The sequence below is a fragment of the Stenotrophomonas sp. C-A genome (assembly GCF_054030835.1).
On sequence record NZ_CM132916.1, the window covers coordinates 2,226,443 to 2,248,117 of the forward strand.

The window sequence follows — 21,675 nt, forward strand, 5'->3', positions numbered from 1 at the left end:
TTACAGCCCCAGATCCGACAACAGGTCGTCGGCGTCGTTCTGCGAGACCGCGTGGCGGTCCAGTCCCTTCAGTGCCGGCCCGGCCAGTTCCGGGTCGGTGCGATGCTGTTCCGGCGGCAGGCCGAGCGCGCCGAAGCCTTCGTGCACGCGGCGGACGATGCCGACCACGCGACGGATGATCTGCCCGGTCAGGTCCTGGTAGCTCTGGGTCAGGGCGATCTCGGTCAGGTTGTGGCGGATGCGCTCGAGCTGCGCGTCCTGGCCCGGCTGCAGGCCTTCGGCGCGCAGCTGTTCGGTCAGGTTGCGGCATTCCTCGGCCAGGTCCAGGGTGCGGTGTGTGGCCTGTTCGGTCATCGCCACCACGTGGTCCAGGCGCGCGCAGGCATCGTCCAGCTCGCCGGCTTCGCTCGGCACGGTCGGCAGTTCACCCAGCGCCTGTCCCAGCTCGCGGGCCAGCCGCGAAAGACCGCTCATCATCGGCTGCGTGCGCAGCGCGACCAGTCCGTCGATGCGTTGCCGCCAGGCGGCTTCGTCACCGGACTCCAGCGCGTCCAAGGCCTCCTGCAGGCGCAGGGCGAGGGCGTTCTTGTCGACCGTGGTATCCATCAGGCGCTGGCCGCCAGGCGTTCGAAGATCTTGCCCAGCTTCTCTTCCAGCGTCTGCGCGGTGAACGGCTTGATGATGTAGCCGTTCACGCCGCTCTGGGCGGCTTCGATGATCTGCTCGCGCTTGGCTTCGGCGGTGACCATCAGCACCGGCAGCGTCTTCAGCTTGGCGTCGGCGCGGATCGCCTTCAGCAGCTCGATGCCGGTCATCACCGGCATGTTCCAGTCGGTCACCACGAAATCGAACGGCTGGCTCTGCAGCAGCGACAGCGCGGCATGCCCGTCCTCGGCTTCGGCGGTATTGGTGAAGCCCAGATCGCCCAGCAGGTTCTTGACGATTCGACGCATGGTCGAGAAGTCGTCGACGATCAGGATGCGCATGTTCTTGTTCAAAGCAGAATTCCTTTGTTGTTCATTCCGGACGGCCGGGGGCAGCCGCCTCGGGGATGTTCATTCTTCGAGGCCGGCGTCGGCGGCCTCGAACAGCTTCAGCCGGCCACGCAGGCGCAGTACCGCCTGGCCGTGGATCTGGCAGACCCGCGACTCGCTCACACCGAGCACCGCGCCGATCTCCTTCAGGTTCAGTTCCTGCTCGTAGTACAGCGAGAGCACCAGCTGTTCGCGCTCGGGCAGGTGGCCGATGGCCTTGCCCAGCTCGCGGCCGAACTCGCCGCGCTCCAGCACCTGCTGCGGGGTTGGGCCGCCCTGGGCCACGGTGTCCAGCTCGCCCTGGTCCTCGATGCGCGATTCAAGGCTCAGTACCTGGCCACGGGCAGCGTCTTCCATCAGCCGCAGGTACTCGGGCAATGGCATCTCCATCGCGGCGGCCACTTCGGTGGCGCTGGCGGCACGGCCACTGCTCTGTTCCAGGCGGCGGATGGTGGCGGCGGCATCACGTGCACGGCGGTGCACCGAGCGCGGCACCCAGTCGCCACGGCGGATCTCATCGATCATCGAACCGCGGATGCGGATCGAGGCGTAGGTCTCGAACGAAGCACCCTGGTCGGCGTCATAGCTGCGCGAGGCTTCGATCAGCCCCATCATGCCGGCCTGGATCAGGTCGTCGACCTCGACGCTCGCCGGCAGGCGTGCGGCCAGGTGGTGGGCGATGCGCCGCACGAGGTCCGAATGCTGGGCGATGACCTCGTTGGCCGCCGTGCGCTGGACTTCCCGGTACTGGGCTGCGCCTTTCATGCGGCCACCCCGCGCTGCTTGAGGATACGCTCGAGGAAGAACTCGACGCCGCCACGCGGTTCGGTCGGCGCCTGCCAGCGTGCGGTGCGGCGGGCAATCTCGGTGATCGCCAGCGCGGCCGGGCTGGACGGGTAGGCCTTCACCACCGGCTGCTGGCGCTGCACCGACAGACGCAGCCAGTCATCCTGCGGCACGCAGCCCAGGTAGTTCAGCGAGACATCGGCAAGGAACTTCTCGCACACGCGGGTCAGCTTCTCGTACAGCACGCGGCCTTCGTTGGGGTCGCGCACCATGTTGGCAACCACCTGGATGCGGTCCACGCCGCGTTCGCGCGACAGCACCTTGATCAGCGCATAGGCGTCGGTGATCGAGGCCGGCTCGTCACAGACCACCACCACGGTGTCCTGCGCGGCCTGGCAGAAGGTCAGCACGCCATCGGTGATGCCGGCGGCGGTGTCGACCACCATGATGTCCAGTTCGCGTTCCAGCTCGGAGAATACGTTGACCAGGCCGACGTGCTCGGCCGGGGCCAGTTCGGCCATGTGGCGGCGGCCAGATGCGGCCGGGACCACCAGCACGCCGTTCGGGCCTTCGACGATGACGTCATCCAGCGTGCAGCGGCCGGCGACCAGGTCTGCCAGGGTAAAGGTGGGGTTCAGGCCCAGGATCACGTCGATGTTGGCCAGGCCGAGGTCGGCGTCCAGCAGCAGCGTGCGCTTGCCCATGCCAGCCAGCGCCACGGCCAGGTTGGCCGAAACGTTGGTCTTGCCCACGCCGCCCTTGCCGCCAGTGACGGCAATGGTGCGCACAGGGCCGAGCGGCTCGCTGCGGGTGGCCGACAGCGGGAAGGTCTTGGTCAGCTTGGCGTACTCACGCGACGGCATGGTTCAACTCCGGGTTGCAGGGCATATCGGCCGCGCGGCGCAAATCTTCAAGGCGAAGTACGAGATTGGCTGCACTGGCCCGGTGCAGGTCCTCCGGAACGTCCTGGCCATCGGTCACCCAGGTGATCGGCAGGGCGTGGTCCACGGCCACCGACAGGGCATTGCCGAAGCGGCCGGTCTCGTCCAGCTTGCTCAGTACCAGGCCCTGCAGGTTGGCAGCGCCGAAGCGGCGGACCACCTCGTCCATGTCGCCGAAGCTGGTATTGGCCGGCAGCACCAGCAGCGTGCGGACCTGGCGGGCGGCGCGCAGCCACTGCAGCTGGGCGGCCAGTGCGCGGTCGCGCGGGCCCAGGCCGGCGGTGTCGATCAGTACCAGCTTGTAGTCCTTCAGGCGTTCCAGCAGCTGGTCCAGGTCGGTGCCGCTGTTGGCCTCGTGCACCGCGATGCCGAGCTGGCGGCCGTAGCCGTACAGCTGCTCGCGGGCACCGATGCGGGTGGTGTCGGTGGTGACCAGGGCCACATCACGCGGCGCGTGCTTCTCGGCGAAGCGCGAGGCCAGCTTGGCGATGGTGGTGGTCTTGCCGGCGCCGGTCGGGCCAACCAGGGCGATCACGCCACCTTCCTCCAGCGGGTCGACCGGGGCGATCGGCAGCTTGCGCGAGATCAGCCCCAGCATCAGGCCGCGGCCGCGGTGAGCCTCGGTCTCCAGCGGGATCTGCATGGCCACGTCGCGGGCCAGGCCGGCGTCGAAGCCGTACTCGTCCATCAGGTCCAGCGCAGTAGCGCGCACCGGGCAGCCGCGCAGGCGCTCGTCGGTGAAGCGGTTCATTTCGCGCTCGATCACATGGCGCATGCCGGCCACTTCCTGGCGCAGCTGGCGGATCTCGGCGTCGTCCTGGGCAACCACGGTCAGCGTCGGTGCCGGGGCCAGTACCGGTGCCGGGCTGGTTTCGTCACTGGCTTCAGCCGGTGCCGGTTCGCTGGCGGTGATCCCGGGCTGCACATCAGCCACAGCAGCGGTCGGCAGCGGTGGCGGCTGCACAGCCGGTGCCGGGCTTTCGTGATGCGCCTCGTGCGGCGGATCGATCTGGAAGTGGGCGCGGTTGGCCGGCACAGCGTTGGCAGGTGCCGGTGCAACGGAGGCTTCAGCGTACGGAGCGAAGATCTGTTCCGGCAGCGCCGGTTCGTTGACGGCGGCGCGCGCCAGGGTGGCGGCAAAGCCAGTGCTGCCACGGGTCGGCACGATCTCGTCGGCGCTGTCCAGGGTGCGGCCGGTGGCACCAACGGCCGCACGGGCGAGGGCGGCCACGGCCGAGGTGGTGGCGGCGACCGGTTCCGGCGCCGGGGTGCTGCTGCGGCGGCGGGTGACGGCGGCGATCACCGCGTCGGCGGCGGTGCGCGGCTTGGGTGCCGGCGGCGGAGCGACGTCACGGCGCGAGGCTTCCAGTGCACGCTGCACGGCGCTCTCGTCATAGTTCGCGGCGGCGACGATCTCGATGCCTTCCTCGATCCGGCGGTTGGACAGGATCACGGCGTCAGGACCATGTTCCTTGCGCACCAGGTTCATGGCCGAGCGCATGTCGGCGGCGACGAATCGTTTGATTTTCATGCTGTGGTCACGGGACGAAGACGGCGGGGTGGCGGTCGGAGAACTCGGGTGGTCGGTGGTCTGCACGGTGCGGGTTCCCCTTGGTATCTGTCTGTTGCGTTGGTTCGAAAGTGGTGTCTGTTTTCTGGCGCATCGGAGAGCGGTGTCAGCTGATCGTTCCGACCAGCTTCAGGCGCTTGTCCTCCGGCACCTCGCTGTACGCCAGGACCGACAGCGACGGAACGCTGTGGCGGACCAGGCGCGCCAGCGCGGCGCGCACCGGGCCCGGTACCAGCACGACCGCCGGCTCGTTTCGCGCTTCCTGCTTGCTGACACATTCGGCCAGGCTCTGGTGCAGTCGCTCAGCGAGTCCGGGTTCCAGCGCGGCGCCGTTGCCCTGCGTGGACTCCTGCAAGACACGTTCCAATTGCGGGTTGAGGGTGAACACCGGCAGCTCCGCCGACATTCCGGCGATCTCCTGCACGATGAAGCGGCCCAGTGCGGTGCGCACGGCGGCGGTCAGCACAGCCGGGTCCTGGCTGTTCGGCGCGTGTTCGACCAGGGCTTCGGCGATCTTGCGCAGCTGGCGGATCGGAATGCGCTCGACCAGCAGGTTCTGCAGCACGCGCACCACCGCCGACAGCGGCAGAGCCTTTGGCGTCAGATCTTCGACGAGCTTGGGCGCGCTCTTGGCCAGGTTGGCCAGCAGGTGCTGCACTTCCTCGTGGCCGAGCAGTTCCGGTGCGTGTTCGCGGATCAGGTGCGAGAGGTGGGTAGCGACCACGGTGGCCGGGTCGACCACGGTGTAGCCCAGCGTTTCGGCCTGGGCGCGCTGGTGCGGCTGGATCCAGGTGGCATCCAGGCCGAACGCGGGGTCCTTGCCGGCGATGCCTTCCAGCGCGCCGAGCGCACTGCCCGGGTCCAGTGCCAGTTCGCGGTCCGGATGGATCTCGGCGGTGGCCACCGGCACGCCGTGCACCAGCACGCGGTAACCATTGGCCGGCAACTCCAGGTTGTCGCGGATGTGCACCGAGGGAATCAGGAAGCCCACGTCCTGGGTCAGCTTGCGGCGCACGCCCTTGATGCGCGCCATCAGCTCACCGCCCTGGTTGCTGTCCACCAGCGGAATCAGCCGGTAGCCGACCTCCAGGCCCAGCGGATCGACCGGGCGCAGCTCGTCCCAGCTCAGCTCGGCGGTCGGTGCCGGCGCGGCAGGGCGGCCCAGCGCATTGAGTGCGGCGGCGTCGTTGCCTGCGGCTGCCGGATCGGTGGCGGCGGTCTTGCCCTTGCGGTAGACCTTCCAGGCGATGAAGCCGAGGATCGCGGACAGCGTCAGGAAGGCGACGTTGGGCATGCCCGGCACCAGGCCGACCACGCCGATGATGCCGGCGGTGATCGCCAGTGCGCGGTACTGGCCGAACACCTGGCCGGTCATGGCCTGGGCCATGTCCTGCGAACGCGAGGCGCGGGTGACCAGCATTGCCACCGCGCTGGACACCAGCAGTGCCGGCAGCTGCGCCACCAGGCCGTCACCGATGGAGAGCAGGGTGTAGGTGGCGGCGGCGTCGCCGAACGGCATGCCATGCTGCAGCACGCCCACGGCCAGGCCGCCGAGCATGTTGATGAACAGGATCAGGATGCCGGCGATGGCGTCGCCGCGGATGAACTTGCTGGCGCCGTCCATCGCGCCGTAGAAGTCGGCTTCCTCGCGGACTTCTTCACGGCGCAGCTTGGCTTCTTCACGCGTCAGCAAACCGGCGTTGAGGTCGGCGTCGATCGCCATCTGCTTGCCCGGCATGGCGTCCAGGATGAAGCGCGCGGTTACTTCCGAGACGCGGCCGGCGCCCTTGGTGATGACCACGAAGTTGATGATGGTGAGGATCGCGAACACCACGATGCCGACCGCGTAGTTGCCACCGATCACGAATTCACCGAACGCGGCGATCACCTTGCCGGCCGCGTCGTGGCCGTTCTGGCCGTTGAGCAGGATCACGCGGGTGGACGCCACGTTCAGCGCCAGCCGCAGCATGGTGGTGATCAGCAGCACGATCGGGAAGATGGTGAAGTCCAGCGGGCGCTTCACGTAGACCACCGCCAGCAGCACCATCAGCGAGATGGCGATGTTGAAGGTGAACAACGCGTCGAGCACGGGGGCGGCCAGCGGCACCACGACCATGGCCAGCAGGGCCAGCACGATCAGCGGTGCGCCAAGGCCCTGGCGGATCATTTCCAGAGCGCGGCGGGTGTTGAAGCCGGCGGAGGGATGGGCGCTCACGGGCGGCCTCCCTTGCCGAATTCATCCACCTGGATGTGCGGGGCGTCCGGCATCGGGCCAGTGCGCCAGGCGCGCAGCTGGTAGACGTATGACAGGACCTGGGCGACGGCCGAATACAGTCTCACGGGGATTTCCTTTCCGAGTTGGCCTTCCCGATACAAGGCGCGTGCCAAAGGCGGGGCGGAGACGATCGCGACCTTGTTGCCGTCGGCCACTTCACGGATGCGCAGGGCGGTCTCGTCCACGCCCAGCGCAACCACGGTCGGGGCGTTCATGGCACCACCTTCGTACTTCAGGGCCACCGCGTAGTGGGTGGGGTTGACCACCACCACGTCGGCGGTGGGTACCGCTTCCATCATCCGGCGGTTGGCCATCTGCTGCTGCAGCTGGCGGATGCGGCCCTTGACCTCGGGGCTGCCCTCGCTTTCCTTCATTTCCCGGCGCAGCTCTTCACGCGTCATCTTCAGCTTGCGCATCCAGTTCCAGCGCTGGTACGGCGCGTCGATGGCGGCCAGCACCAGCATGGCGCCGGCTGTGGCCAGCAGCAGGCGCAGGGTGAAGCCGAGGCCGTCGGTGATGGCGGTCTCCAGCGGGTGGTGGATCAGCCCACGCAGGGTGTCGAAGCCGGTCCAGACCACCAGCCCCGCGGCGACGCCGACGAAGGCCACGCGCAGCAGCGATTTGGTGAATTCGGCGATGGCCTCCGGGCCATACAGGCGCTTGAGCCCGCTCATCGGGTTCATGCGGTTGATGTCGGGCAGCAACGCCTTCTGCGACCAGCGCAGGCCACCCATCACCAGCGGTGCGACGAAACTGGCCAGCAGGCAGACCAGCACCAGCGGTGCGATCACCAGCATGAACTGCAGCAGCAGGTCGCCGAAGTGGCCGAACAGTTCCTTCGGGTTCTGCCGAAGGCTCTGTTCCGGGCTGAGCGCCTGCTTCATCCAGGCCGTGGCGCCGCGGCCGATCGAGCCGCTCATGGCCATCACCGCCAGTACGCCGGCACCGAACACGGCGGCGGTGCCGAGTTCGCGCGAGCGCGGCAGGTTGCCCTGTTCACGGGCATCGCGCAGGCGTTTTTCGGTCGGTTGTTCGGTCTTTTCGCCGGCGGATTCGTTCTCGGACATCACGGGCACTGCGGCAGGGGATGCCGGGGTGCGTGCAAGAACTGTTCCACGCATGGCGTGGATCTACCGACGGCCCGTCTTGTAGAGCCGAGCCCACGCTCGGCTGCGGTTGGGTCCAGGCGCGAAGCGCAGCCGAGCGTGGGCTCGGCTCTACCGGAGGGTGCTGCAGGAATCGTTCCGTGATGGCGGGCGGCGGCACGGGTAACGCCGGGCCGTGCCCGGCGCAATCACCCGTCCGGCGTCACCAGCTGCAGCGGAATCGACAACACGCTGTCGCTGTGCCACTCCACGTGCAGGGGGGCACCTGCATCTGCAACGCTCTCGTCGCTGACATCGCGGCCGGTGCCGTGATTTACCTGGTGCATGGCGTCCTTCAGCACATCCACCTTCACCAGCAGGCGGCTGCCTGCAGCCAAGCGGCGGGCGACCATGCGCGTGCGGTCGAAGGGCAGGTGGGTCCATTGCCCCGGCTGCAGCAACTGGCGCGTGCTCGGGTCACGCACGTGGCTGGCCCGGCCCAGGTAGTAGGACAGCTGCATCCGGCGTCCATCGGCGAGCAGCTCGTACAGGGTGACGGTGAAATCGAAGTCGCGCTTGTTGAGGCGGACCTTCAGGTCGCCAGAGAAGCTGCCGATCAGGTCCATCGGTGCGGTGAACGGTTCGGAGGCGAAGGCCAGCGCGGTATCAGCTTCATCCTGTGCTGCGACGATGGGGAACGGGTAGTAGCCATGCCGCATTTCATTGCGGTCGGCCAGGTCCACGGTCTGCCCCAGCTGGCCCGGCGCTGGCGGCTGTTCCTGCAGGCGGTGGTAGCCATCGGCCGAAGCGGGTGCGGCCGACAGGTGGTAGCGGCGGTGGGCACCCGCGGCGGCGTCCAGCGTTGCCGCATGCCCCCAGCGGTTGCTGCCCATCAGCTGGTAGTTCACGCGGTCGGGTACCAGCGCCGGGCGAGGGGCGCCGCGCAGCACATGGTCCAGCCACTGGAAGGTCAGTGCAGGCGTGTCGAACTGCGCGACGGCATCCAGGTCGTATCCGCGCAGCTGCATCGGTTTGAGCGCCGACTGCGCACCGCGATGGTCGTAGGGGCCGATCAGCAGGGCATGATCGGCATCAGGGCGGTGCCGCAGGTGGTCCTTGAAGTACTGCAGTGCCGAGATCTGGCCATCGTCGTAGTAGCCGGTGATGGTCAGTACCGGGATGCGGATGTCATCGAACTGGTCGCCATAGGGAACCATTGACTGCCAGTAAGCGTCGTACACCGGGTGGTCGAGCCAGCGCTGAAGCCAGGGATTGGGCGTGCCATCGACGTGGTCAATCTGCCGGTAAGGGCGGCCGGAGGCATACCAGCGGCGCGGCAGCTGCGACCAGCGTTCGTTCTGGTCGTAAGTGTCGTTGTCCAGCATCGGGCCATTGGCCACATAGAACGCCCAACCGTAGTTGGCACTCAGGAACACGTTGTTCTCCATCGGCAGGCCCTGGCCGGGGATGGCGGCAACGTAGGGCACGATGGTCTTCAACGCAGGATGGTGGTGGCGCGCCGCAGCCCAGGCGGTGAAGCCCTCGTAGCTGCCGCCATACATGGCGACCCGGCCATCGCTCCATGGCTGGTGGCTGATCCAGTCGATGGCCGCGTTGGCGTCCTCGCCATCGTGTTCGTAGGGCGCGATGGTGCCGCTGCCTTGGCCCTTGCCGCGTGCATCGACCACGATGCCGGCGTAGCCATGCGCGGCGGCCAGCAGCATCTTCTGCCGGTTCTTCGGCGGATCGGTGTAGATGGTGAACAGCATTGCCGTCGGCAGAGGTACCGATGCGGCGCGAGGGCGGGCCAGCTGCGCCGACAGCACGACGCCATCGCCAACGGGGATGCGCAACGCGTCGTCGATGGCGAAGCGGCGCTGCTCTTCCGCCGCGACCAGCGGAGGGGCCAGTGCGGCGGCCAGGGTCTGTGCACGCAGTACCGCCCGCAGCCGCAGCAGGTCCAGGGCGACGGCCTCGGCGATGGTCGCGGCACCCGCCTGCGCCGCGATGGCCTGCTCCAGCTGGGCGCGCACTCGGGCCGGCTCAACCGAGAGCGCGGCATCGGCCTGCACCGCGGCGACGTCGTCGAGGGCAGCGAAGGTGCTGTGGAAGGCACGCACATAGGCGGCGTTGTCCCGCTCGCCGGCGGTGGCGAGCAGCAGCATCGGCAGCCAGCGCTGCATCGCCGCGGTGTCGCCGTCGCTTGCCAGCGATGCGCGTACCCGCTGGATCGATTGCCGCGCTTCGGCCGTCTGGCCCATCGCCAGCAGCGCGTGGCCGCGCTGTGCATCGCTCAGGCTGTAGGACTTCAACACGCCCTTGCCGAGGACCTGCAGGGCGGCGTCGACCTGAGCCGGGGAAGCATCGGTGGGCAACGACCACGGCAGATCAGCGGCGGCGGCATGGCCGACAGCAAGGGCCAGCAACAGGCCGGCAAGGATGGTGCGTAGGGCCACGGACGCTTCCTTGGAGGGTGGTGGAACGGCGCATCCACGCATGGCGTGGATCTACCGAAGGCCAACCAATGGTAGCGCCGGGCCGTGCCCGGCGGGAGCCGAGCGCAGGCTCGGCTCTACAAAGAAGCGTTGTCGCTGGGCGGTGGGCTCTGCGCCAGCTCCACCCGCGGCCGGGGCAGGTCGTGCAGTTGCATGAAGCGCGCCGCATCGACCGGGCGGCCGAGCAGGTAGCCCTGCAGGTAATCGCATCCCAGGCGCTCCAGGTAGGCGCGCTGGGCGGCGGTTTCCACGCCTTCGGCGACGATGTCCATGTCCAGCGCATGGCCCAGCGCCACGATGGCCGAGACGATCACCACATCCTCGGCGCTGTGCTCCAGATCGCGCACGAACGCGTGGTCGATCTTGATCTCGGTAGCGGGTAGCCGCTTCAGGTACAGCAGGCTGGAGTAGCCGGTGCCGAAGTCATCGATGGAGATGCCCACGCCCAGCGCCGAGAGCGCCTGCAGCAGGCGCAGGCTGGTATCGGTATCGCGCATCACCGTGCTTTCGGTGATCTCCAGCACCAGGTGGCGCGGGGCAATGTCGTAGCGTTCGATCACTTCACGCACATCCTGCAGCAGGTGCGGCGAACTGAACTGTATCGGCGACAGGTTCACCGACATCGACCAGCCTTCGTGACCGGCGTCATGCCAGCGGCGTAGCTGCAGGCAGGCCTGATCCAGCGCCCAGCGCCCGATGTCGTTGATCGCGCCGCTGCGCTCGGCCAGCCGGATGAAGCGGTCCGGCGGGATCAGGCCATGCTCCGGATGGCGCCAGCGGATCAACGCTTCGGCACCGGCCACCTTCTGCGTGGCTACCTGGATCTTCGGTTGGTAGTGCAGGAACAGCTGCTCGCTGCCAATGGCTCGGCGCAGGTCGGCCAGCAGCCGGAACTGTTGCTCGGCGCTGTCATTCATCCAGTCGGCGAACAGCACGAAGGCGTTGCGTCCGGATTCCTTGGCCTGGTACATCGCTGCATCGGCAAAGGCCATCAGCTGCCGCTCGCTGGCAGCGTGGTCGGGACAGATCGCCACGCCGATGCTGGCGGTCACCTGCAGTTCGTTGTCCGGTAGCAGGGGCCCACTGCCGACCGCCTGTAGGATGCGCCGGGCCAGGGTCGGAAGGTCCTCGTCATGCTCGATGCGCACCACCAATACGAACTCGTCCCCGCCCAGACGGGCCAGCATGTCGTTGGGCCGAAGCAGCTGGCGCGTGCGTTCGGCCACCGCCACCAGCAGTGCATCACCGGCCTGGTGACCATAGGCATCGTTGACCTGCTTGAAGCCATCCAGGTCCATGAACATCACTGCGAATCGGCTGCCGCCCTGTTCGGCCTCGGCCAGTGCCTGCACGATCCGACGCTGCAGCAGCAGGCGGTTGGGCAGGCGGGTGAGCGGGTCGTGCAGTGCAGCCTGGGTCAGTTCCTGCTGTGCGTCGGTCAGCGAGGTGCTCAACAGGGAATTGCGCAGGCGCAGCAGCTGCGCCCCCACCCGCTGGTCCAGCCAGGACACCACCAGCACCACGGCCAGGATTGCGACGGTCAGTACCACCACCAGCATCGCCAGCCATTCGCTCTGCAGGCCATCGCCGACCGCCGCGCCACAGATGCTGCCTTCCGGAAAACGTGCGGCGGCCATGCCGGTGTAGTGCATGCCGACGATCGCCAGCCCGAGCAGGCCGGCCGCTGCCAGGCGGTCGCCGACACGGGTGCGCTGCGCACGCAGGCGGAACGCCACATACAGGGCCGTCCACGACGCAGCGACTGCCACCATCAGTGAAAACAGCAGCCAGCCCGGGTCATAGTCGATGCCCGGCTGCATGCGCATTGCGGCCATACCAACGTAATGCATGCCGGCGATGCCGGTACCCATCAACAGTGCGCCGCCAGCCAGGCGCGGATGCGGCAGGGTGCGCAGCGAGACCAGCCACAGTGCGAACACTGACGAGGCGATGGCCAGGGCCAGGGAGAGCAGGGTGATGGGCAGGTCGTAGCCGAGCGGAATGGGTAGGTCGAAGGCGAGCATGCCGATGAAATGCATCGACCAGATGCCCAGGCCCATGGCGAAGCCGCCGCCCAGCCGCCACCACCACGCCGCGCCCTTGCCGGGTGCGGTGACCGTGCGCCCGGCCATTGCCAGCGCAGTGTACGAAGCCATCACGGCAACCAGCAGCGATATCGCCACCAGCCACGGGTTGTACGTGCCTACCAGCATTCGTCAGTCTCCCGGACCTGCCTGTCGACGGAAACCACGGTGGGGCATGCATGAGGCAGGCCGACGCCGGGCGGCGGCCACGTGCGGCATCCCCCCGGTTGCCGCGCATTCACTCTAACGCGCGGACCCGGGGGAAGGGCAAGCAGTAAAACGTGAAATTGCGCCCGTGTAGAGCCGAGCCCATGCTCGGCTGCCGCTCCCGCCGAAGACAGCCGAGCATGGGCTCGGCTCTACAGAAACAAAGGCATGGCAAGCAGTAAAACGTGATGATCAGGTCAGTGTGTGACCGCGTCCGCAGCTTGGAAGGCGGCATCGAACAGGCGCTGTACCGGCGGGCCCATTTCCCCTGCCAGCAGGGCCAGCAGGAACAGGCCCAGCAGCAGCGAGACCGGCAGGCCCAGCTGGATCGGGTTCAGCGCCGGGGCCGCACGGGCCAGCACGCCAAACGCCAGGTTGACCGCCAGCATCGCCACCGTCAGCGGGATCGCCAGGGTCAGTGCGCCGCGCAGTACGGTCAGCAGGAAGGTCGGGGCGATGCTGAAGAAGGCGTGCGGGTCGGGCAGCGGCGCGCCGATCGGCAGCGCCCGGTAGCTGTCCACCACCAGTGAGATCAGCGCCAGGTGCCCGTTGGCGGTGAAGAACAGCAGGCCGAACAGCAGATAGAACCACTGGCCGATCACGCCCGAGGTGCCGCCACGCAGTGGATCACTCATCTGCGCGAAGGCCAGGCCAGTTCCCTGGGCAATCAGTTCGCCGGCCATCGCGCCGGCTTCGAACACCAGCCGTAGCAGGAAGCCGATGGATACGCCGATGGCCAGTTCGCGGGCGATGGTCAGGACCGTGGCGGCATCGAAACCGGTCCAGTCCGGTACTGGCGGCAGCAACGGCGCCAATGCGATGGCCAGGGTGCCGGCCAGGATCACACGGATCCGTGCCGGCACCGCGCGGGTGCCGACCATCGGCATGGCCATGGCCACGGCACCGATGCGCAGCATGGTCCACAGCACGGTGCCGATCATGCCGAAGGCCTGCAGGCCGTCGGCTGCCATCTGGGTGGCGGCGTCCATCGAAGCGCGTGTCCTAGCCGATCAGGTGTGGAATGCGCTGGAACAGCAGCGTGGTGAACTCCACCAGGTGGCCGATCAGCAGGCTGCCCAGCGCGAACAGCACCGCGGTCAGTGCCGCCGCCTTGGCGACGAAGGCGATGGTCGGTTCATTGAGCTGGGTCGCGGCCTGCACCACGCCCACCACCACGCCCACCACCAGCACGGTGAGCAGCAGCGGGCCGGCCACCCACAATACGGTGATCAGGCCGCCACGCAGTTCGGTCAAGGCAAGTTCGGGAGACATTCGGATTCCATCTGCTTATGTAGAGTCGAGCCATGCTCGACTGCCTTTCGATCACGCCGGATTGAAGCTCGCCGCCAACGTACCCACGGTCAGCACCCAGCCATCCACCAGCACGAACAGCAGGATCTTGAACGGTGCTGACACCAGCATCGGCGACAGCATCATCATGCCCATCGACATCAGCACGCTGGCCACGACCAGGTCGATGATCACGAACGGGATGAAGATCAGGAAGCCGATCTCGAAAGCGGTCTTCAGCTCGCTGGTGACGAACGAGGCGACCAGCACCGGGAACGGGATCGCATCGGGACTGGCGTAGGTGCCGTGCCCGGCGATGCCGGCGAAGGTCATCAGGTCGGTCTCGCGGATCTGCGCCAGCATGAAGGCGCGCAGCGGCGAGGTGGTCAGCGTCCAGGCGGTCTGGAAGTCGATCTCGCCATTGAGATAGGGCGCCATGCCGGTGCTCCAGGCCTTGTCCCAGGTTGGCAGCATGATCATTGCGGTCAGGAACAGCGCCAGGCCCAGCAGCACCTGGTTGGACGGCGTCTGGCCGGTGCCCAGCGCCTGGCGCAGCAGGCCCAGCACGATGATGATGCGGGTGAACGAGGTCAGCACCAGCAGCATCGACGGGATCAGGGTGATCGCCGTCATCAGCAGCAGGGTCTGCAGCGGCAGGCTGACCGGCGCACCGCCGATCTTGCCGACGTTGATATCCGGCAGCGGCGTGGTCGGTGCGCCGGGCGCAGCGAACGCCAGTGCCGGCAACAGGCACAGGGCAAGCAACAGCAGCCACGGTATCAGGGTGGCAAGACGGGTACGGGTGACACGCATGTCAGGGGTCCTTGCGCAGCCGCTGCTGCAGCAGCTGGGCGAAATTCGGCAGGTTCTTGAAGTCCGGCACGCGCACCGGTGCCGGCGGCGGCAGCGGTTCGGGCAGGGTATGCAGGGTGTTGATGCCGCCGGCGGTGACGCCCAGCAGCAGTTGCTGGCCATTGACCTCGACCACCACCACGCGTTCCTTGGCGCCGACACTGAGGCTGGCCACCAGCTTCATGCCTTCGGCCGGGCGGAAGCCGCTGCCGGGCATGCGCTTGAGCAGCCAGCCGAGGCCGATGACCAGGGCCAGCACGGCCAGCAGCGCCAGCACCGCACCGAACAGGCTCGGTGCGGCGGCCGCATGCTGGCCGACCTGCGGGCCAACCGGGGCGGCGGCCTTGCCGACCGCCAGCAGGGTGGAGGCCAGCAGGCTCAACGCAGTCTCCGGATCCGCTCACTTGGGCTGACCACATCGGTCAGGCGCACGCCGAAGCGGTCATTGATCACCACGACTTCGCCATGGGCGATCAGGGTGCCGTTGACGAACACATCCAGGGATTCGCCGGCACCCCGTTCCAGTTCCACCACCGAACCCTGGTTGAGCTGCAGCAGGTTGCGGATCGGCAGGCGGGCGCGACCGACTTCCAGCGACAGGGTCACCGGCACGTCCAGGATCACGTCCAGGTTCAGGTCCGGACCGTTCGCCTCATCGGCCTGCAGGCTGCTGAACTGGGCCGGGGTCGGTTCGAGGGCGTCGATATCGTTCATTGCGGGTCTTCCTGGATGACGGGTGCGCGCGGGCGGGTGCCCGGCGGATGGGTAGCGGTGATCTTCACGGCGTTCATGCCGTTGGCGATGCCGAACTCGCCGGTGAACACGGGAATGTTCTCCACGCACAGCGGCACCTGCGGGCTGAGTTCGATCGGCAGGATGTCGCCGACCTTCAGCTGGGTCAGGTCGCGCAGGGTCATGCGCTTGCTGGCCAGCACGCTGGACAGGGTGACTTCGGCGATGTTGAGCTGTTCGCGCAGTGTCTGGCCCCAGCTCTCGTCGCGATCATTGCGGTCGCTCTGGATGCCGGCGTCGAGCAGCTCGCGGATCGGCTCCAGCATCGAATACGGCAGGGTCACGTGGATGTCGCCGCCACCGCCGTCGAGCTCGACGTGCAGGCGGCACACCACCACGTACTCGCGCGGCGTCACGATGTTGGCGAAGTGCGGGTTGATCTCCGAGTTGATGTACTCGAAGTCGACATCCATCACCGGTGCCCACGCCTCGCGCAGGTCGGCGAAGGTCTGCTTCAGCAGCAGGTGGATCACCCGCATTTCGGTAGCGGTGAACTCGCGGCCTTCGATGCGGGTGGGGTAGCGCCCGTCACCACCGAAGAAGTTGTCGACGATGGCGAACACCAGGGTCGGTTCGAACACGATCAGGCCGGTGCCGCGCAGTGGCTTGAAGCGGATCAGGTTCAGGTTGGTCGGCACATACAGCGAGTGCATGTAATCGTTGAACTTGATCAGCTCGATGCCGCGCACGGACAGTTCGGCCGAACGCCGGATCAGGTTGAACAGGCCGATCCGCCACAGGCGCGCGAAACGCTCGTGGACCATTTCCAGGGTCGGCATGCGACCGCGGATGATGCGGTCCTGGCTGGCGAAATCGTACGAACGGGCCTCGCCGGAGGGCGGTTCCGGATCGGTCTCGACCGCGCCACTGTCCACGCCGTGGAGCAGGGCATCAATCTCGTCCTGGGACAGCAGGTCATTCATCGGTGGGCCCTTACTGGGTCACGAAGCTGGTGAACAGCAGATCGTCGGCGCCGTTGCTGCCGGTCTCGGCCTTGAGCACCTTCTGCACCTCGGCCAGCGAGGCGGCCTGCAGCTTCTGCTTGCCGGCGACGTCGGCGATCTGATCGGGGCTGACCTGCGAGAACAGCATCAGCAGGCGTGCGCGGATGGCCGGCGCATGGGTCTTGATCGCTTCCAGCGCGGCCGGGTCACGGGTCATCAGCTGTACTTCCAGCTGCAGGTAGCGCGGACCGTCGACCGGGCCGTTGAGGTTGACCACGAACGCAGGGTCCAGCGCGAAGTACTGCGCCGGTGCCGGAGTGCTGGCCTTCTTCGGGGCCTGCGCGGTCTTCTCTTCGTGCTTGGACTGGGTGAAGAACCAGACGCCGCCACCAGCGGCAGCGGCGGCCAATACGGCCACCAGTGCGGTGATCAGGATCGGACTACGCGGCTTGGCGGCCTTGTCCTTCTCGGCGGTCTTCTTGGTTTTGTCAGCGGCTGCGGCCACGGGGTGAAGCTCCTGAGGGTTGCTTCACCGGGATATGCAAGGGGTGTGCCGGAGCCGGGGCAGAGGGGGGCGACGGAATTCCGTCAGGGTGCCGGTGGGGCCGTGCGGAGCAAGCTCCGCACCCACCAACGCGATACTGGCAGGTGCCGACCACACCGCTCTGGTGGGTGCCAATCTTGGTTGGCACACCTGTCAGGCGTATGCGTCCAGCAACCCGCGCTGGCGGATCAACTGCGCGGACGACAGGCTGGCGTCGCCTGGCGACGGTTCTCCGTCACCTGCCATGCCGCCACCACCGGCCTGGCCCGACGCATTGCCGTCACCACCGGGGGCCTGGTGGCCGACATCGGCATGAGCCAGCTGGAAGCCCTGCTCGCCGAGAAGTTCGCGCAGGCGCGGCAGGCTGCTTTCCAGTGCCTGGCGTACATCCACGTGCGGGCTGCTGAAGCTGGCATGCACCTTGTCGCCGTTCAACTGCAGGCGCACGTCGACCGGGCCCATGTCGTCCGGACTCAGCCGGATGTGGGCATGGCCGATCTTCTGGTCGGCCAGCCAGCCAAGGCGCGCACCAATTGCCTGGTCGAAACCATCGTCGCCGAGCACCGGCTTCGGTGTCGGTTCGCCATTGAAGATGGCATTGCCCGTGGCCAGCGCGGCCTTCAGATCCTGCACAGCCGCGTTGCCCGGTGCATGCAGCAGCGGCGCCGTGGCGCGGTCGCCGATGAGGGTTGCGTCGCTGCCTTCACCGCGCTCGCCGCGCTTGCCGGGCAGCACCAGCTCAGGCAACGGCAGAGTGGTCGCCTGGTCGGCCCCATTGGGGGCGTCGCCTTCGGCGGTGGCCGTAGCGGTCGCCGCTGCTGTGGAGGGCAGGGCTGCTGCGACCGGCAGTGCAGCGGGCGAGGCCAGTGCGTTGCCGTCTGCATCGGTGGCCGTCGCCACTGCTGGCAGAGCGGCGGCAGGATCGGCAGGTGTCGGTACCGCCAGTACCAGTCCTGCCAGGCCGAGCGGCGGCCATGGGGCTTCCTCGGTCGTCGCCGAGGCGTCCTTTTCGGCAGCGGGCCTGGCCTGCGCTGTGGGCACCGTCGCTGCGGTCTCTTCGGGTACGGCAGCGCTGTCCGGCCTGCGCTCGGCGCTGGACTGGCCATTGCTGTCGGATGCCGGCCCCTGTGCAGGCGACGTGGGCATGTTCGAGGGCCTGGAGGATCCATCGGCGCCCGGCGCACCACCCTGCAGCAGCTGGCTGAAATCCTTGCTGCCGTCACTGCGTGATGCGCGCGCTGGGCCGCTGCCGGCGTTCTGCGACTGTGCGTTGGCGCTGCTGGCGAGCGGGGCGGGCATCACGAGCGGCCTCCCTGCTCGGCGCCGTCCTGGTCTTCGGTCTGTACCAGGCGGGCGCGGCGGGCACCGATGTCGTCCATCTCGCGCTGGTCGCGGCGGTCCGTCACCACCTTCTCCTGTGCGCGGTAGCTGGCGGCCAGTTGTTCCAGCACGGCCTTGTCACGGCTGGCCAGGATCAGGCGGGCGCGCTCGGCTTCCACCTTCTCGCGGTTGCCATTGACCGTGGCCTGCTGCTGTTCGACCGCACTGTCGAGGCGGTCGAGAAACGCACGCCGGTTCAGCAGCTGTGCCGGGCTGGTCGCCGCCATCTGCGCATTCGCATACTCCTCGGCGTAGCGGCGCAGTTCGTCCAGTCGCGACAGATGGGTATCGAGCACGCGCTGGCGTTCGGCCAGATCGCGGGCCACCGCGTCCTCGTGTTCCTGGGCCCGCTTGAGCAGGGGATCGATGCGCTTGGACTGGTTCATGGCTTAACTCTCTTGTTCCACCAGGCGCTGCAGCGCCGCCTGGCTGTGCGGGAGATCTGCGGCCTTGGCAACGTCCTGGCCGAGGAACTCCATGATTTCCGGCCAGCGTTCCAGGGCTTCGTCGGTGGCCGCGTCGTTGCCGCGCTGGTAGGCACCGATGGCGATCAGGTCGCGGTTGGCCGAGTAGGCCGAGACCAGTCGCTTCAATTTGCGGATGCGCAGGCGCCACGGCTCGTCGGCGATTTCCGTGACCACGCGGCTGACCGACGATTCGACATCGATGGCCGGGTACAGGCCGCTGTCGGCTACGCGCCGCGAGAGCAGGATGTGGCCGTCGAGGATCGCGCGCGCTGCATCGGCGATCGGATCCTGAGGATCATCGCCTTCGGTCAGCACCGTGTAGAACGCGGTGATCGAACCACGCCCCTTGGCGCCGTTGCCAGCGCGTTCGACCAGTGCCGGCAGCTTGGCGAACACCGACGGTGGGTAACCGCGGGTGGTGGGCGGCTCGCCGACCGACAGGCCGATCTCGCGCTGCGCCTGGGCGAAGCGCGTCAGCGAGTCCATCAGCAGCAGCACGTTCAGGCCCTGGTCGCGAAACCATTCGGCGATGGCGGTAGCGCGGTAGGCACCGTGCAGGCGTGCCAGCGGCGGCCGGTCGGCGGGACTGGCCACCACCACGGCGCGGCGCAGGCCTTCCTCGCCCAGCGTGGTTTCGACGAAATCACGGACTTCGCGGCCACGCTCACCGATCAGGCCGACCACGATCACGTCGGCGGCGGTGTAGCGGGTCATCATGCCCAGCAGCGTCGACTTGCCGACGCCGGAACCGGCGAACAGGCCGACACGTTGGCCGCGGCCGATCGGCAGCAGTGCGTTGATCGCGCGCACGCCCACGTCCAGCGGCTGGGTGATCGGTTCACGTGCCAGCGGATTGATCGAAACGCCGGCCATGCCGACATGGCCTTCGGCGCGGATCGGGCCCTTGCCGTCCAGCGGCACGCCGTCGCTGTCGATGACGCGGCCGAGCAGGCCTTCGCCCACTTCCACGCCACCGCGGCGCGCCGACGGCACCACGCGGGCGTTGGGCAGCAGGCCGTGCAGTTCGGCGCTGGGCATCAGGTAGGTGCGCTCGCCGGCGAAGCCGACCACTTCGGCATCGACCCAGCCACCATCGACCACCTCCACCTTGCAGCTCGCGCCCAGCGGTGCCTCGCAGCCAACTGCTTCCAGGGTGAGCCCGACCGCGCGGCGCAGCACGCCTTCGCGGATCAGGCCACGGCCATGGGCGGTATCCACGCGTAGGCCATCGAGCCGACGGGCCAGGCGCAGGTTGCGGGCCATGGCCCAGTCGGCCGGTGGCGGCGTTGGCTGCGGATCGGGGTTCATGCATTGGCTCCGGTCTGGCGGATCACCGCGTCGAGCGCGCCTCGCAGGCGGGCTTCCAGGGTGCCGTCGATGCGCACGGCTTCGGCGTGCACGCGAAGATCGCCGCGGCTCAGGCTGGTGTCTGGCACCAGGCGCTGTTGTGGCGGCAGGCTCAACAGCGGGGCGAGGGCAGCGATGTCGTCCGGGTGCAGTCGCACTTCGACCTCGCGGGTGCTGCCACCCACCGCGTCGATCGCCTCACCGACCAGCTGTGCCAGCAGTGCCGGGTCAGCTTCGTAGGCGCGGCCGACCAGCGCGCCAGCGATGCGTACCGCCAGCTCGCCCAGTGCGCCGACCACTTCGTTCTCCAGACGCACCAGCGGTCGGCTGAAGTTGTCGAGGATGCCCTCGATCTGCGCGGCGAGGCGACGCACCTCCGCCTGTCCCTGGCCGTAACCTTCGCTATGGCCGTGCTGGAAGCCTTCCTTCTCGGCGCTGTCCTGGATGGCCTGGATTTCCTCCAGAGTCGGTAGCTGCAGCGGCGGCTCGGGTTCGTGTTCCGGGTCCGGCTCGGTGAGTTCGAACGCATCCTCCTGATCCAGCACCGGTTCGGGCTGGGCCAGCAGGTCCGGGGCAAGCCAGCGCACGACGTTGCTCACAGCATGGCCTCCGCGCTGCCACCAATGGTGACGGTGCCTTCATCGGCCATGCGCTTGACGATGGCCAGGATCTCGCGCTGCGCGCCTTCCACGTCGGACAGGCGCACCGGGCCACGGGCTTCCATGTCTTCCAGCAGGATCTCGGCCGCGCGCTGCGACATGTTGCGGGTGATCTTGTCGCGTACCTTGATGTCGGCACCGCGCAGGGCCAGGCCCAGGCGCTCGCCGCTCACTTCGCGCAGCACCAGCTGCATTTCGCGGTCGTCCAGGTCCACCAGGTCGTCGAACACGAACATCAGGTCCTGGATGCGGTTGCTCAGCGGCGCATCGATGCGGGCGATTTCGCCCAGGATCGCCTGGTCCTGGCCGCTGTCCATGAAGTTCAGGATGTTGGCCGCGCACTGCACGCCGCCGATGTTGGACGACTTCAGGTTCTGGTTGCCGGCGAACTGGCGCTCCATGATCTCGTTGAGTTCGTTGAGCGCGTTCGGCGGAATGCCGTCGAGGGTGGCGATGCGCAGCAGCACGTCCACGCGGGTACGGTCCGGCAGCAGCTTCAGCGCGTCGGCGGCCTGGTCGGTTTCGAGGTGCGCCATCACGATGGCGATGATCTGCGGGTGCTCGTTGCGCACCAGATCGGCCACCGCGCGTGGGTCCATCCACTTCAGCGCGTCCAGGCCGGTGGTGTTGCGGCCGAGCAGGATGCGGTCGATCAGATTGCCGGCCTTCTCGCTGCCCAGCGCCTGCACCAGCATGTTGCGGATGTAGTCGTCCGAGCCCACGCCCAGCGAGGTCTTCGAGCCGAGCTCCTGGCCGAACTGGTCCATCACCCGTTCCACCTGTTCGCGGGTGATGTCGGTCATGGTGGCCATGGCGATGCCGATCTTCTGCACCTCCTTGGGTTCCATGTGGCGCAGCACTTCGGCTGCGTCCAGCTCACCCAGGGACAGCAGCAGCACGGCCGCGCGCTGTACGCCGGTCAG

General features: G+C 67.8%; 21 protein-coding genes. All 21 read right to left on the reverse strand.

Features of this window, described 5'->3' with window-relative positions; translation table 11 throughout:
- Entirely contained in the window at nt 1-606 is a 606-nt protein-coding gene (locus ACW5IY_RS10520) for a protein phosphatase CheZ (protein WP_049434710.1), read from the reverse strand.
- Nucleotides 606-998 (reverse strand): chemotaxis response regulator CheY, encoded by a 393-nt coding sequence (gene cheY / locus ACW5IY_RS10525; protein WP_006365466.1) that lies wholly within the window; start codon nt 996-998, stop codon nt 606-608. Before cheY ends, ACW5IY_RS10520 begins: the two co-directional genes overlap by 1 nt.
- A 57-nt stretch (nt 999-1,055) precedes the next feature.
- A complete protein-coding gene (locus tag ACW5IY_RS10530; protein WP_010482450.1) occupies nt 1,056-1,799 on the reverse strand; it encodes an RNA polymerase sigma factor FliA in 744 nt (247 codons plus the stop codon).
- Nucleotides 1,796-2,683 (reverse strand): MinD/ParA family ATP-binding protein, encoded by an 888-nt coding sequence (locus tag ACW5IY_RS10535; RefSeq protein ID WP_010482449.1) that lies wholly within the window; start codon nt 2,681-2,683, stop codon nt 1,796-1,798. The genes ACW5IY_RS10530 and ACW5IY_RS10535 overlap by 4 nt, the downstream gene beginning before the upstream one ends.
- The gene (flhF, locus tag ACW5IY_RS10540) at nt 2,670-4,292 is read right to left on the reverse strand and encodes a flagellar biosynthesis protein FlhF (RefSeq protein WP_049434707.1); all 1,623 of its coding nucleotides are present in this window, start codon (nt 4,290-4,292) and stop codon (nt 2,670-2,672) included. Before flhF ends, ACW5IY_RS10535 begins: the two co-directional genes overlap by 14 nt.
- A 145-nt stretch (nt 4,293-4,437) precedes the next feature.
- Entirely contained in the window at nt 4,438-6,498 is a 2,061-nt protein-coding gene (gene flhA / locus ACW5IY_RS10545) for a flagellar biosynthesis protein FlhA (protein ID WP_180836375.1), read from the reverse strand.
- Between the two features lie 44 nt (nt 6,499-6,542).
- Nucleotides 6,543-7,673 (reverse strand): flagellar biosynthesis protein FlhB, encoded by a 1,131-nt coding sequence (gene flhB / locus ACW5IY_RS10550; RefSeq protein WP_005416428.1) that lies wholly within the window; start codon nt 7,671-7,673, stop codon nt 6,543-6,545.
- 227 nt (nt 7,674-7,900) lie between these two features.
- Nucleotides 7,901-10,147 (reverse strand): CocE/NonD family hydrolase, encoded by a 2,247-nt coding sequence (locus tag ACW5IY_RS10555; RefSeq protein ID WP_049434702.1) that lies wholly within the window; start codon nt 10,145-10,147, stop codon nt 7,901-7,903.
- A gap of 116 nt (nt 10,148-10,263) precedes the next feature.
- Nucleotides 10,264-12,399: a putative bifunctional diguanylate cyclase/phosphodiesterase gene (locus ACW5IY_RS10560; protein WP_457327227.1), complete on the reverse strand. Its 2,136-nt coding sequence runs from the start codon at nt 12,397-12,399 to the stop codon at nt 10,264-10,266.
- Between the two features lie 275 nt (nt 12,400-12,674).
- A complete protein-coding gene (gene fliR / locus ACW5IY_RS10565) occupies nt 12,675-13,466 on the reverse strand; it encodes a flagellar biosynthetic protein FliR (protein WP_005409539.1) in 792 nt (263 codons plus the stop codon).
- A gap of 13 nt (nt 13,467-13,479) precedes the next feature.
- Nucleotides 13,480-13,749, reverse strand: a complete 270-nt coding sequence (locus tag ACW5IY_RS10570; RefSeq protein ID WP_005413254.1) for a flagellar biosynthetic protein FliQ — start codon at nt 13,747-13,749, stop codon at nt 13,480-13,482.
- Nucleotides 13,750-13,800: 51 nt separating this feature from the next.
- A complete protein-coding gene (fliP, locus tag ACW5IY_RS10575) occupies nt 13,801-14,580 on the reverse strand; it encodes a flagellar type III secretion system pore protein FliP (protein ID WP_049434698.1) in 780 nt (259 codons plus the stop codon).
- Nucleotide 14,581: 1 nt separating this feature from the next.
- The gene (gene fliO, locus ACW5IY_RS10580) at nt 14,582-14,980 is read right to left on the reverse strand and encodes a flagellar biosynthetic protein FliO (RefSeq protein ID WP_180848852.1); all 399 of its coding nucleotides are present in this window, start codon (nt 14,978-14,980) and stop codon (nt 14,582-14,584) included.
- A gap of 17 nt (nt 14,981-14,997) precedes the next feature.
- Nucleotides 14,998-15,333: a flagellar motor switch protein FliN gene (gene fliN, locus ACW5IY_RS10585; RefSeq protein WP_005409543.1), complete on the reverse strand. Its 336-nt coding sequence runs from the start codon at nt 15,331-15,333 to the stop codon at nt 14,998-15,000.
- A complete protein-coding gene (fliM, locus tag ACW5IY_RS10590; protein ID WP_010482429.1) occupies nt 15,330-16,334 on the reverse strand; it encodes a flagellar motor switch protein FliM in 1,005 nt (334 codons plus the stop codon). The genes fliN and fliM overlap by 4 nt, the downstream gene beginning before the upstream one ends.
- 10 nt (nt 16,335-16,344) lie before the next feature.
- A complete protein-coding gene (locus ACW5IY_RS10595) occupies nt 16,345-16,860 on the reverse strand; it encodes a flagellar basal body-associated FliL family protein (RefSeq protein WP_005409545.1) in 516 nt (171 codons plus the stop codon).
- Nucleotides 16,861-17,052: 192 nt separating this feature from the next.
- Nucleotides 17,053-18,198, reverse strand: a complete 1,146-nt coding sequence (locus ACW5IY_RS10600; protein WP_049434694.1) for a flagellar hook-length control protein FliK — start codon at nt 18,196-18,198, stop codon at nt 17,053-17,055.
- Nucleotides 18,198-18,665 carry a flagellar export protein FliJ gene (gene fliJ / locus ACW5IY_RS10605; protein ID WP_049434692.1) on the reverse strand — a complete coding sequence of 156 codons (468 nt, stop codon included), beginning with the start codon at nt 18,663-18,665 and terminating at the stop codon, nt 18,198-18,200. The genes ACW5IY_RS10600 and fliJ overlap by 1 nt, the downstream gene beginning before the upstream one ends.
- A gap of 3 nt (nt 18,666-18,668) precedes the next feature.
- Nucleotides 18,669-20,054 carry a FliI/YscN family ATPase gene (locus tag ACW5IY_RS10610; RefSeq protein WP_005413257.1) on the reverse strand — a complete coding sequence of 462 codons (1,386 nt, stop codon included), beginning with the start codon at nt 20,052-20,054 and terminating at the stop codon, nt 18,669-18,671.
- Entirely contained in the window at nt 20,051-20,692 is a 642-nt protein-coding gene (locus tag ACW5IY_RS10615; protein ID WP_049434689.1) for a FliH/SctL family protein, read from the reverse strand. Before ACW5IY_RS10615 ends, ACW5IY_RS10610 begins: the two co-directional genes overlap by 4 nt.
- Nucleotides 20,689-21,675 carry a flagellar motor switch protein FliG gene (fliG, locus tag ACW5IY_RS10620; RefSeq protein ID WP_024958226.1) on the reverse strand — a complete coding sequence of 329 codons (987 nt, stop codon included), beginning with the start codon at nt 21,673-21,675 and terminating at the stop codon, nt 20,689-20,691. Before fliG ends, ACW5IY_RS10615 begins: the two co-directional genes overlap by 4 nt.

Bases quoted from the DNA above. Each gene is read 5' to 3' on its own strand.
- fliN (WP_005409543.1), bottom strand. From the start codon at position 15,333: ATGAACGATATCGACGCCCTCGAACCGACCCCGGCCCAGTTCAGCAGC.
- fliJ (WP_049434692.1), bottom strand. From the start codon at position 18,665: ATGAACCAGTCCAAGCGCATCGATCCCCTGCTCAAGCGGGCCCAGGAA.
- ACW5IY_RS10560 (WP_457327227.1), bottom strand. From the start codon at position 12,399: ATGCTGGTAGGCACGTACAACCCGTGGCTGGTGGCGATATCGCTGCTG.
- flhA (WP_180836375.1), bottom strand. From the start codon at position 6,498: ATGATCCGCCAGGGCCTTGGCGCACCGCTGATCGTGCTGGCCCTGCTG.
- fliP (WP_049434698.1), bottom strand. From the start codon at position 14,580: ATGCGTGTCACCCGTACCCGTCTTGCCACCCTGATACCGTGGCTGCTG.
- ACW5IY_RS10570 (WP_005413254.1), bottom strand. From the start codon at position 13,749: ATGTCTCCCGAACTTGCCTTGACCGAACTGCGTGGCGGCCTGATCACC.
- ACW5IY_RS10530 (WP_010482450.1), bottom strand. From the start codon at position 1,799: ATGAAAGGCGCAGCCCAGTACCGGGAAGTCCAGCGCACGGCGGCCAAC.
- ACW5IY_RS10600 (WP_049434694.1), bottom strand. From the start codon at position 18,198: ATGCCCGCCCCGCTCGCCAGCAGCGCCAACGCACAGTCGCAGAACGCC.
- fliR (WP_005409539.1), bottom strand. From the start codon at position 13,466: ATGGACGCCGCCACCCAGATGGCAGCCGACGGCCTGCAGGCCTTCGGC.
- flhB (WP_005416428.1), bottom strand. From the start codon at position 7,673: ATGTCCGAGAACGAATCCGCCGGCGAAAAGACCGAACAACCGACCGAA.
- fliM (WP_010482429.1), bottom strand. From the start codon at position 16,334: ATGAATGACCTGCTGTCCCAGGACGAGATTGATGCCCTGCTCCACGGC.
- flhF (WP_049434707.1), bottom strand. From the start codon at position 4,292: ATGAAAATCAAACGATTCGTCGCCGCCGACATGCGCTCGGCCATGAAC.
- ACW5IY_RS10520 (WP_049434710.1), bottom strand. From the start codon at position 606: ATGGATACCACGGTCGACAAGAACGCCCTCGCCCTGCGCCTGCAGGAG.
- ACW5IY_RS10610 (WP_005413257.1), bottom strand. From the start codon at position 20,054: ATGAACCCCGATCCGCAGCCAACGCCGCCACCGGCCGACTGGGCCATG.
- ACW5IY_RS10535 (WP_010482449.1), bottom strand. From the start codon at position 2,683: ATGCCGTCGCGTGAGTACGCCAAGCTGACCAAGACCTTCCCGCTGTCG.